The following is a 10,664-nucleotide window of genomic DNA, read 5'->3' as shown; positions in this document are numbered from 1 at the left end:
ACGGCGGGGCCCCGCCGCGGGCCCCCCCCCGCCCCCCCCCGCCGGGGGGGGGGGGGGGGGGGGGCCCCGGGGGGCCCCCCCCCCCCGCGGCCGTTCATGTCACGCCTCGCCGAGGTCCGAGCTGATCCAGCGCTGCGGGCGCATCCGGATGACCATCTGCTCGCCGTGCTCCTTCCAGGCGAAGTCGACATAGGCGTCGACCTTCGCGGGGTCGAGATAGCGGGCGGAGATCTCCACAAGCTGCTCCCGGGTGGCCGGGACGCTCTCGACGACCGGGCCCTCGACCGAGACGTAGCGGACCGTCGGCTCGACGCGGTCGACCATGAGGGTGAAGCGGCCGGCTGCCTCGATCGCCTTCGCCTTGCGGGAGTCGCGGGCGGTCATGACCCAGATGTCGCCGCCCGGTTCGTACTGGTACCAGATCGGCACCGTCAGGGGCGCCCTGCCGTCCTCCCCCGCGTCGACCGCCAGCGCGGCGACGAGCGGCTCTGCCAGGAACTTCTCTCGGTCCTCACGGCTGAGTGCCACGGGTGACTCCTTTGTGCGTCCACGGTCGGCCGCCGTCCGGGCCGTGCCCGGCCGGCATGTCCTTCACGTCAACTGCCGTGCGGCGCCGCTGTGTTCCCGTGTACGCGTGTTCCCGTGCAGGCGCGCTCGCGTGTTTCCGCGCGGACGCAGGCCGCCCCGGCCGGGCACGAGTGCCGGCCGGGGCGGGTGCGTGGGAGGCGGACGGTTCGCCCGCCGCCGTGTCAGCCCAGGATCGCCAGAGCCTGGTTGAAGGTCTTCGACGGGCGCATGACCGCCGCGGCCTTCTTCTCGTCGGGACGGTAGTAACCGCCGATGTCGGCCGGCGAACCCTGCACCGCGATCAGCTCGTCGACGATGGTCCGCTCCTGCTCGCCGAGCGTCTTGGCCAGGCCCGCGAAAGCCTCCGCGAGCTGCGCGTCCTCGGTCTGCCGGGCGAGCTCCTGGGCCCAGTACAGGGCCAGGTAGAAGTGGCTGCCGCGGTTGTCGATGCCGCCGAGCTTGCGGCTCGGCGACTTGTCCTCGTTGAGGAACGTGCCGGTGGCACGGTCGAGCGTGTCGGCGAGGACCTTGGCGCGGGCGTTGCCCGTGGTCGTCGCGAGGTGCTCGAAGCTGACGGCCAGCGCGAGGAACTCGCCGAGGCTGTCCCAGCGCAGGTAGTTCTCCTTGACGAGCTGCTGGACGTGCTTCGGGGCGGAGCCGCCGGCGCCCGTCTCGAACAGTCCGCCGCCGTTCATCAGCGGGACGACCGAGAGCATCTTGGCGCTGGTGCCGAGCTCCAGGATCGGGAACAGGTCGGTCAGGTAGTCGCGCAGCACGTTGCCGGTGACGGAGATGGTGTCCTCACCGCGGCGGATGCGCTCCAGGGAGAACGCGGTCGCCTCCACCGGCGACATGATCTCGATCTGAAGGCCCTCGGTGTCGTGCTCGGCCAGGTACGTCCGGACCTTCTCGATCAGCCGGGCGTCGTGCGCGCGGTTCTCGTCGAGCCAGAACACGGCCGGGACGCCGGTCGCGCGGGCGCGCGTGACGGCGAGCTTCACCCAGTCCTTGATGGGCGCGTCCTTGGTCTGGCACATGCGGAAGATGTCGCCGGCGCTGACGGCCTGCTCCAGCACGGCGTTGCCGGCGGTGTCGACGACCCGCACGGTGCCGGTGACCGGGATCTCGAACGTCTTGTCGTGGCTGCCGTACTCCTCGGCCTTCTGCGCCATCAGACCGACGTTCGGGACCGAGCCCATGGTGGACGGGTCGAACGCGCCGTTGGCACGGCAGTCGTCGATGACGACCTGGTAGACACCCGCGTAGCTGCTGTCCGGCAGGACGGCGACGGTGTCCGCCTCCTGGCCGTCCGGGCCCCACATGTGTCCGGAGGTGCGGATCATCGCCGGCATGGAGGCGTCGACGATGACGTCGCTCGGTACGTGCAGGTTGGTGATGCCGCGGTCGGAGTCGACCATGGCGAGGGCCGGGCCCTCGTTCAGCTCCGCGTCGAAGGACGCCTTGATCTCGGCGCCGTCGGCCAGCGACTCGAGGCCCTTGTAGATGCCGCCGAGGCCGTCGTTCGGGGTGAGGCCGGCCTTGGCGAGGGACTCGCCGTACCGGGCGAACGTCTTCGGGAAGAAGGCGCGCACCACGTGGCCGAAGATGATCGGGTCGGAGACCTTCATCATCGTGGCCTTCAGGTGCACGGAGAACAGCACACCCTCGGCCTTGGCGCGGGCGACCTGCTCGGTGAGGAACTCGCGCAGGGCGGCGACGCGCATCACGGAGGCGTCGACGACCTCACCTGGGAGCACGGGCACCGACTCGCGCAGCACGGTGGTGGAGCCGTCGTCGCCCTTGAGCTCGATACGCAGCGAACCGGCGTCGCCGATCACCGCGGACTTCTCGGTGGAGCGGAAGTCGTCGGCGGACATCGTGGCGACGTTCGTCTTCGACTCGGGGGTCCAGGCGCCCATGCGGTGCGGGTGCGCCTTGGCGTAGTTCTTCACCGACGCCGGGGCACGGCGGTCGGAGTTGCCCTCACGCAGGACCGGGTTGACGGCGCTGCCCTTGACCTTGTCGTAACGGGCGCGGATGTCGCGCTCCTCGTCGGTCTTCGGGTCGTCCGGGTAGTCCGGCAGCGCGTAGCCCTGCTCCTGGAGCTCGGCGACGGCAGCCTTCAGCTGCGGGATCGACGCCGAGATGTTGGGCAGCTTGATGATGTTCGCCTCGGGCGTCTTGGCCAGGTCCCCGAGCTCCGCGAGCGCGTCGTCGATGCGCTGTCCCTCGGCGAGGTACTCGGGGAACTGCGAGATGATCCGTCCCGAGAGCGAGATGTCACGGGTCTCCACGGTGACACCGGCCGTCGATGCGTACGCCTGGATCACAGGCAGGAACGAGTACGTCGCCAGGGCGGGCGCCTCGTCAGTGTGCGTATAAATGATGGTCGAGTCAGTCACCGGGTGCTCCGCTCTCCACGTCTGCAACATTGCTCGACATCAAGATATCCCGTGATCGCTCGCCACTCGACAGGGCCCTGCCGTGGGGGCCCGGCCGGCGGCCGGTGCGGGCGTCAGCGGGCGGTGGCGCTCTTCACCGGCGGGCCTGGAACGCGCGGGGCCCGCCGGCACTCGGCCGGCGCGGGTTAGCGGCCCGCCAGCACGTCGCTGAAGTCCATGACCCGGCCCATCTCCCGCAGGGTCTCCTCGGCGGTCCGCCGGGCCTCGGCGGGAACGTCGCCGCGCTCCTCCACAAGGTCCGCGTAGATCGGTGCCTCGGTACGGTCTGCGGAACTCATCTCGAACAGGGTCCTTTCCCAGGGGTCGCCTCGTGCCGCGCCGACCGCGGCCGAGAGCAGTGACCGAGTGTAGGAGGTGGGTTCGGCGACCCTGTCGGCGGCCCTTCCTCCCGTCCCGCCACCCCGGCCGGGCTCCCGCGCCGGGCAGGGGGTGCGAGCCACGTCAGGGTTCGAGGCGCGCCGAGGTGCGAGCCGCGTCAGGGTTCGATGAGGCCGGCCCTGATCGCGTAGCGGGTCAGGTCGAGGCGGTCCCGCAGCCCGAGCTTGCGCAGCAGGTTCGCACGATGGCGTTGAACGGTCTTGACACTGATGAACAGGGTCTCCGCGATGTCCTTGGAGGACTGGCCCTCCGCGACGAGTTTCAGGACCTCCTCCTCGCGCGCGGTGAGGATCTGGTCGGGCGTCTCCTGGCCCTGCCGGGCCCGCTCCAGGTAGTTGCGGATCAGAGCGGTGACCGCGCCCGGGTACAGGAAAGGCTCCCCGCGCATCGCGGCCCGGCACGCCGCCAGCAGGTCCCGGTCCGCGACGGACTTCAGGACGTATCCGCAGGCCCCGGCCTTGAGCGCCTGGAAGAAGTACTGCTCGTTGTCGTACATCGTCAGCATGAGGATGCGCAGTCCGGGCTGGATCGCCGCCAGTTCACGGGCGGCCTGCAGGCCGGTCATGCGGGGCATGGCGATGTCGAGGACGGCGAGGTCGACGGTGTGGCTGCGAGCCATGGCGATGGCCTCCGCGCCGTCACCGGCCTCCGCGACGACCCGGAGGCCGGGCTCACCGTCGAGGATCAGCCGCACGCCGCGCCGGACCAGGGCGTGGTCGTCGGCCAGCAGGATGCGGATCTCGTCCGTCTCCGCCACGGCTACGCCACCTCCTTCCCGGCACGTGCCGTGCCGGCGGACTTTGCCGGCACGGGGGCAGAGTCGTCGGGCACGGAGAGGGACACCCGGGTGCCGCCCGCGCCGCCCGGCGCGATGTCGAGGGTGGCGCCGATCAGCAGGGCCCGTTCCCGCATGCCGCGGATCCCCGCGCCCTCGCGGGCGAGGCCGGTGCCGCGGCCGTCGTCGGCGATGTCCAGGACGACCGCGCCGGGTGTGCGGCGCACGGCGAGCCGGACGTGCTCCGCCTCCGCGTGACGCGCGATGTTGGTCAAGCCCTCCTGGGCGACGCGGTAGAGCACCAGTTCCGTCTCGCGTGCGAGTGCCGGGAGTCCGGGGTCGAAGTCGCGCTCGATGCGCAGTCCGGTGTGGGTGGCGAAGTCGGCGCTCAGCGCGGTGAGCGCGCTGACCAGGCCGAGGTCCTCCAGCACGCCGGGCCGCAGCCGGCGGGCCAGCCTGCGCACCTCGTCGAGGCTTTCGCGGGTGGTCTCCTGCGCCTGCCGCACCTCGTCCCGCAGAGGTTCCGGGGACCGGTCGGCGACACGTTTCAGCGCGAGCAGCACGGCGGTCATGCTCTGGCCCACCTCGTCGTGGAGTTCCTGCGCGATGCGGCGGCGTTCGGCCTCCTGCGCCGACAGCGCGCGGGCGCTGCTGGTGGCACGCTCGGTCTCCAGCCGCTCCAGCATGTCGTTGAAGGTACTGATCAGTTCTGCGACGCCGCCCCGCCCGGGCGGCCCCGGCAGCCGCTGGCCGGGGCGGAGCAGGTCGACGGTGGTCATGAGCCGGGTGAGCCGATCCAGCGGAGCCAGTCCGATGCGCAGCAGGGCCGCGTTGGCGACCAGCATCACGACCAGGCCGCCCACCAGGATGACGGCCTCGGTGAGCAGCACCGGGACCGAGACGGTCACCGGCGCCCACAGCAGCAGCGCCGTCGCCAGGCCGAGGACCAGCGCGTTGAGGGCGAAAATCCGCCAGAACAGCGACACGGCGTACCGGACCTCCACAGTCTTCGCGGTTTGCCACCCACTATGGGTCACCGCCGGGCTCGGCCCGCATTCGGGTCTGCTCAGCCTGCCGCGCCCCCGGAGCGCGTGTCGATCGGCAGCGGCAGCCATCCGCGCCGGTCACGGGGCTCACGGCCCCGCACCACATGCACTGCCGGCCCCCCGGTAAATGGGTGCTGGGACCGATGGTGCGGGCCCGGCGCACCGGTGATGGTTGCGGCATGAACCCTTCACCCTCCCGCCGGCCGGCGGGAGCGCCGGGTTCCGCCGGCGGGAGCACCGGGTCCGCGAGCACACCGCGACGGGACTCCACGGCGTACGACTCCCTCGGAAGGACTCCTCTCATGTCGCTCGACGCGGCCCGCTCCGACTCCCTTCCCGAACGTCTCACCGCCCACGAGGTCGGTCAGCGTCTCCAGCACGAGCGCAACTCCCGGCTCACGCAGCTCGAGGCGATCGAGCAGGAGGGGAACGACGCGCCGCGCGAGCTGATGATCGCCCAGAAGTCCTCGATCCAGCGGGTTCTGACGGAGATCGAAGCGGCCTTCGCGCGGCTGGAGGCCGGCGGATACGGACTCTGCCAGGAGTGCAGGCGACCGATCCCCGTCGAACGGCTGGAGATCCTGCCCTACGCCCGCTGCTGCGTCGGCTGCCAGCGCCGGGCGTCGTGACGGGCGGGGCTCCCGGTCCTGTCCTTCGTGCACCTGGAGGGGTGACTTCGTGAACCACCGGATCGCCGACGCCGGCGCCGCGCCACTCTCCGCCGACGACCTTGCGGCGTTGCGCGCGAGCCTGAAGGAACAACGTGCTTTCCGTCTGGAGCAGTTGGAGCGATTCACCCGCCCGTCGCGGGCCGGTGACGCGCTCCGCCGACGGTCGGCCTCACAGCTCGAGGTCCAGGTGAAACTCAGCGCGTCCGCACGCATGGTCCTGTCCGACGTGGAGGCCGCGCTGGAACGCATGGACCAGGGCCGGTACGGCGTCTGCCACGTGTGCGCGCGCCCCATTTCCCTGGAGCGCCTCATCGTCGTGCCACAGGCGCGCTACTGCGGGCGCTGCCCACGGGACGGGGAGGCCGGACGGTGACCGGCTCCGGTGTCCGGCCCGGCGGGCGCCGTCGAACGGCCGGGCCGGTGTGCCGGGTCTGCCCGCGCTTCGCCATCGACATCGGCAGCTGCCGCACCCGGGCCTGGTCCCCGGGCCGCGGTGTCATCCTCGACGTCCCTACGGTGACGTTCCCGGGTGCCGATGCCATGTACCCCGTACGGCGTGGTGACATCGTCGACCCCGAGGGCGCCGCCCGGATGCTCGAGCGTCTGTTCCGGCGCCGCGTGTCCGGTTTCAGACGCCCGCTGATCGTCGTCACCACACCGGTGCTCGGCGGGCCCCGCTTCCGCAGCGCTGCTCTCACCGCGCTCGAGGTGCTGCATCCCCGTACGGTCCTGACCGTCCCCACCGCGAAGGCCATCGCGCTGGGAGCGGGCGCGGACCTGGGCCGGCCGCTGCTCGTCGCGGACATCGGCGCGCATGTCACGGAGGTCGCGCTGCTCTGCGACGGCGAGGTGACGGACGCGTACCGTACGGCGCTGGGCACCGGCGACATCGGCGGCTCCGTCACCTTCCGCGACATCACCGGCGCGGTCGTCGCCATGGTCACCCACATGCTGCGGCTCGACGAGTCCGAGCAGACCCTGGACGCCCTGGGGCGGGGTCTGCTCCTGGCGGGCGGCGGCGCGCTGCGGCCGGAGTTCACCTACGACCTCACCGGGCAGTTGCGGGTCCCCGTCCAGCCTGTTCCCGCACCGCACACGGCGGCGCTGAGGGGGGCCTCGCACGTCCTGGAGTCGGCCCACCGCCATCCCGCGACCCACGCGGAGGAGCACGTACCGGAACGGGGGACGACATGAGCGCCCCACAACCGCGGGCGCAGCCGCCGCCCGTGCGGGCGCGCGCGGGGCTGTGGCGGTGGCGGCGCAGCCCCTTGCGTCGCCGATCCGACGTGCTGCAGGCGTGGACCGGGCTGGTGCTGGCTCTGGCGGTGCCGGCGGCGGCGCCCACGGTGACGGTGGTCGTGCACAACTCCGTAAACGGTTCGCTGCGGGCAGACGCCGCGGCGGACGCCCGCTCGCGGGCTCCCGTCGACGCCGTCCTGGTGCGGGACGCTCCCCGCCATCCGGAACCGGGCTCCGAGGAGGCCCGGCACACCTTCTACCCGGTCGAGGTGCGCTTCTTCGGCCCCGACGGGCGGCCGCGCACCGGCGAGGCCGATGTCCGGCCCGGCCTGTCCGCCGGCAGCACCGTCCGCGTCTGGCGCGACGCCGAAGGGCGTCTGACCGATCCGCCCATGGCGGCGGGCGAGATCCGCAGTCGTGCGCTGGGGTGGGCGGCCACGGCGGGCGTGGCGGTCGCCCTCACCGGCGCGGGCGCCTACGGGGTGGCGGCGATGGCGCTGGACAGACGGCGCGACGCCGGATGGGAGAGGGCCTGGGCCGACACCGCCCCCCGGTGGACGACATCGGCGTGACGGCCCCGCCCGTGTGAGTGGCCGGTGGAACCGCCCGGTGCGGAGGGACCCCGGGGACACCGGCGGGCGCGGACCCTCTCCCCTGCCCTGGCTCTCAGGGCGCGGACCCTCACCGCTGCCCGGGCTCTCTTCGCGGCAGCCGGCTGTGGGCCGCCGCCGGTGGGGCGGACGCGATCGGGTGATCTTCCCGGCAGCCCGTGTCTCCCGTGGGACCAAGGGTTACGCGTGGCAACATGAACGTAACGACTCATGCTCTTCGCCTCCGGGCCGCGCTTCCCGCCTGTCTCATCACCTGCTCGGCTCTGCTCCTGACCGCCTGCGGCAGCGAGAAGGGGAGTGAGGTGAGTGCGGCGGCCGCCGCACCGAGCGGCAGCCCCACGAGTACGACGAGTCCCACCGGCACGGCGAGCCCGACCGGCTCCCCCAGCCCCACGGGCACAACCACCCGCCTCACCGACGACCAGGCCGAGCGCCGCGCTCTGGTCCCGGCCGCCAAGGTCACCTGGGACAAGGCGGCCGGGACGGCCGTCGGCGAGGTGCCGGGCAGCAAGTTGGTCGAGATCGAGCTCACACGCGCGGAGAGCGGCAGCACCGCGAGTCCCGCACCGAGCCCGGGCAGCCCCGAGTGGGCCGCCGAGGTGGCCACCCAGGACGGCACCCGCCACACCGTCCACATCGACGCCGCCTCCGGCCGGGTGCTCCGCTCGCAGCCCGACCGGGAGCAGGACGCCGAGGACAAGCAGGAGACCGCCGACCTGCTGAGCAAGGCGGAGCTGACGGCCGAGCAGGCGGTGAAGACGGCGACCGGGCGGAAGAAGGGCACGGTCACCGTCGTGGAGCTGGACAGCGACGACGCCGGCAAGGTGGTCTGGTCGGTCGACGTCGTCACCCAGGACGACTGGTACAAGACGACCTTCGACGTCGACGCGGCGGGCGGCGAGATCCTGCGCGAGGAGGTCGACCGCGACTGACGCCTCCGCACGAGGCGGGCACAGGAACGACAGCGCCCCTGTCCACGGTCCGAGGACCGCGGGCAGGGGCGTGCTTCGCTCAGTGCCCGGCGCCGAGCCGGCCGGCGAGCCTGTCGTGCATCTCGGCGCTCGGCCTGTTCAGCCCGACGATGGTGACCTTCTTGCCGCGCTGCGCGTACTTGCTCTCGATCGCGTCCAGGGCGGCGACCGAGGACGCGTCCCAGATGTGGGCGTCGGTGAGATCGATGACCACGTCGTCCGGGTCGTCCTTGTAGTCGAAGCGGTGGACGAGGTCGTTCGAGGAGGCGAAGAAGAGCTCGCCGGTGACCGCGTAGACGGCCTGCTTGCCGTCCGGGTCGACCACGCCGGTCACCTCCGCGAGATGCGCCACCCGCCTGGCGAAGATCACCATCGCGGTGACGGAGCCGAGGACGACACCGATGGCGAGGTTGTGGGTGGCGACCACGGCGGTCACGGTGACGACCATGACGGTCGTCTCGCCCACCGGCATCCGCTTCAGCGTCTTCGGCCGGATCGAGTGCCAGTCGAAGGTGGCCGCCGACACCATGATCATGACGGCGACCAGGGCGGCCATCGGGATGTCCGAGACGATCGGTCCGAAGACCACGCACAGCACCATCAGGAAGGCGCCGGCCAGGAAGGTGGACAGCCGGGTGCGGGCGCCGGAGACCTTCACGTTGATCATGGTCTGGCCGATCATGGCGCAGCCGCCCATGCCGCCGAAGAAGCCGGTGACGACATTGGCCACGCCCTGGCCGATGGACTCCCGGGTCTTGCTGGAGCGGGTGTCGGTGAGGTCGTCGACGAGCTTGGCCGTCATCAGCGACTCCATCAGGCCGACCAGCGCGAGCGCGCAGGCGTACGGCGCGATCGTCGTCAGCGTCTCCATGGTGAACGGCACATCGGGCAGGCCGGGCACCGGCAGCGACGAAGGAAGCGCGCCCTTGTCGCCCACGTCGGGCACCGCGATACCGGCACCGACGGTGATCACGGTCAGGACGACGATGGAGACAAGCGGCGCCGGAACGACCTTGGTGATCCTCGGGAAGAGGACCATGAGCACCAGACCGGCGGCGATCAGCGGATAGACGGCCCACGGGACGTCACGCATCTCCGGCACCTGCGCCATGAAGATCAGGATCGCCAGGGCGTTGACGAAGCCGACCATGACGCTGCGCGGCACGAACCGCATCAGTTTCGCCACGCCCAGTGCGCCGAGCACGATCTGGAAGAGTCCGCCGAGGATCACGGCGGCGACGAGGTAGCTGAGGCCGTACTGATGGTTGAGCGGCGCGATGACCAGGGCGATCGCCCCGGTGGCGGCGGAGATCATGGCCTTGCGACCGCCGACGACCGAGATCACCACGGCCATCGTGAACGACGCGAACAGACCGACGGCCGGGTCGACCCCCGCGATGATGGAGAACGAGATGGCCTCGGGGATCAGCGCGAGCGCCACCACCAGGCCGGCCAGCACCTCGGTCCTGAAGACCTTCGGTGAGGCGAGCCAGTCGGGCGCGGACATGCGCAGCCGGCGCCCTTCGGACAGCGAAGAAGACAATGCAACCGTTCCTGTTCGGGCGCATACGTCCATCCGCTGAACCCACGCGCTGAGTGCGACCCCACCCGAGTCAGGTGCGGAGTCTTTGCCGGCCGGGCCTGGAGGCCGGGCCTGCCGGACGGAGGGCAGCTGCCGGTCGGGCATCGTTGCCCGGAAGTGACTGCTCCCCACCGCGCTGACACCTCGGCGTGGGTGGCCCTCGCCGTGCACGGCACAGGTCGGGCGCTCCGCCCTGGAACCATACCCTGACGTGAGGGGAGAGTTCGAAGCGCTGCTCGTGAATCGCAGGGCAGTGGCGGGCAGCCCCTAGGGTCTGTCGTCAATGTGATCTTGGTTGGTGGATCATGGTCGGGTGATACGTCGCCATGAACTGACCGATGCCGAGTGGGACTTCGTGCGGC

General features: G+C 71.6%; 11 protein-coding genes. 5 read left to right on the top strand and 6 right to left on the bottom strand.

Annotation, left to right across the window (positions count from 1 at the left end):
- Positions 1-99 precede the first annotated feature (99 nt).
- The 5 genes from ACIPJI_RS11680 to ACIPJI_RS11660 all read right to left on the bottom strand — a co-directional run bounded on the left by ACIPJI_RS11680 (position 100) and on the right by ACIPJI_RS11660 (position 5,168).
- A complete protein-coding gene (locus tag ACIPJI_RS11680) occupies positions 100-528 on the bottom strand; it encodes a pyridoxamine 5'-phosphate oxidase family protein (protein WP_356622749.1) in 429 nt (142 codons plus the stop codon).
- 221 nt (positions 529-749) lie between these two features.
- Positions 750-2,969: an NADP-dependent isocitrate dehydrogenase gene (locus tag ACIPJI_RS11675; RefSeq protein WP_356622750.1), complete on the bottom strand. Its 2,220-nt coding sequence runs from the start codon at positions 2,967-2,969 to the stop codon at positions 750-752.
- A 185-nt stretch (positions 2,970-3,154) separates the two neighbouring features.
- Complete coding sequence (locus ACIPJI_RS11670) at positions 3,155-3,307, bottom strand: hypothetical protein (RefSeq protein WP_167306888.1); 153 nt, start codon at positions 3,305-3,307, stop codon at positions 3,155-3,157.
- 197 nt (positions 3,308-3,504) lie between these two features.
- Positions 3,505-4,164, bottom strand: a complete 660-nt coding sequence (locus tag ACIPJI_RS11665) for a response regulator (RefSeq protein ID WP_402245832.1) — start codon at positions 4,162-4,164, stop codon at positions 3,505-3,507.
- A 2-nt stretch (positions 4,165-4,166) separates the two neighbouring features.
- The gene (locus tag ACIPJI_RS11660) at positions 4,167-5,168 is read right to left on the bottom strand and encodes a HAMP domain-containing sensor histidine kinase (RefSeq protein WP_307704899.1); all 1,002 of its coding nucleotides are present in this window, start codon (positions 5,166-5,168) and stop codon (positions 4,167-4,169) included.
- Between the two features lie 362 nt (positions 5,169-5,530).
- Here ACIPJI_RS11660 and ACIPJI_RS11655 point away from each other — a divergent pair, with 362 nt between their 5' ends.
- From ACIPJI_RS11655 to ACIPJI_RS11635, 5 genes are all read left to right on the top strand, one after another.
- Positions 5,531-5,857, top strand: coding sequence for a TraR/DksA C4-type zinc finger protein (locus ACIPJI_RS11655; protein WP_402245830.1), 327 nt, complete (start codon positions 5,531-5,533; stop codon positions 5,855-5,857).
- Positions 5,858-5,906: 49 nt separating this feature from the next.
- Complete coding sequence (locus tag ACIPJI_RS11650) at positions 5,907-6,272, top strand: hypothetical protein (RefSeq protein WP_307704901.1); 366 nt, start codon at positions 5,907-5,909, stop codon at positions 6,270-6,272.
- Complete coding sequence (locus ACIPJI_RS11645; RefSeq protein WP_402245829.1) at positions 6,269-7,093, top strand: rod shape-determining protein; 825 nt, start codon at positions 6,269-6,271, stop codon at positions 7,091-7,093. Before ACIPJI_RS11650 ends, ACIPJI_RS11645 begins: the two co-directional genes overlap by 4 nt.
- A complete protein-coding gene (locus ACIPJI_RS11640) occupies positions 7,090-7,710 on the top strand; it encodes a hypothetical protein (protein ID WP_402245828.1) in 621 nt (206 codons plus the stop codon). Before ACIPJI_RS11645 ends, ACIPJI_RS11640 begins: the two co-directional genes overlap by 4 nt.
- A gap of 233 nt (positions 7,711-7,943) precedes the next feature.
- Positions 7,944-8,681, top strand: a complete 738-nt coding sequence (locus ACIPJI_RS11635; RefSeq protein ID WP_402245826.1) for a PepSY domain-containing protein — start codon at positions 7,944-7,946, stop codon at positions 8,679-8,681.
- Between the two features lie 79 nt (positions 8,682-8,760).
- Here ACIPJI_RS11635 and ACIPJI_RS11630 read toward each other — a convergent pair whose 3' ends face one another.
- Positions 8,761-10,227: a SulP family inorganic anion transporter gene (locus ACIPJI_RS11630; RefSeq protein WP_402246580.1), complete on the bottom strand. Its 1,467-nt coding sequence runs from the start codon at positions 10,225-10,227 to the stop codon at positions 8,761-8,763.
- Positions 10,228-10,664 lie beyond the last annotated feature (437 nt).

It is taken from the genome of Streptomyces sp. NPDC086835 (assembly GCF_044745705.1).
GTDB lineage: Bacteria > Actinomycetota > Actinomycetes > Streptomycetales > Streptomycetaceae > Streptomyces.
This window is presented reverse-complemented; position numbering and strand designations above follow the sequence as displayed.